The sequence below is a fragment of the Aromatoleum diolicum genome, assembly GCF_012910955.1.
Classification (GTDB): domain Bacteria; phylum Pseudomonadota; class Gammaproteobacteria; order Burkholderiales; family Rhodocyclaceae; genus Aromatoleum; species Aromatoleum diolicum.
Genome location: NZ_WTVQ01000140.1, coordinates 1 through 255 on the forward strand (window position 1 = coordinate 1; position 255 = coordinate 255).

At 67.5% G+C, this 255-nt stretch carries 1 protein-coding gene; it reads right to left on the minus strand.

What is annotated here, in order from left to right; all coding sequences use genetic code 11:
* On the minus strand, positions 1 to 255 hold a 255-nt coding region (locus GPA25_RS23775), incomplete at both ends, for a calcium-binding protein (protein ID WP_281357767.1).

Sequence of the window (255 nt, forward strand, 5' to 3'; positions counted from 1 at the left end):
GGGTGTCGTTGCCGTTGCCGCCATAGAGGCTGTCGGTGCCGGCTTCGCCGCGCAGCACGTCATTGCCGTCGAGGCCGTAGAGGTAGTCGTTGCCGGCACGGGCCTCGATGACCTCGTCGCCGCCGTTTCGCCCGCTGATGCTCTCGTTGTAGTCGGTGCCGACGATGGGGTCGGTGAGGACTTCCCAGGGTGCGGCGGCGAGGACGGAGGTATCCCAGACGGTGCCGTCGGCGAAGACGATCTGTTCGACGCGGT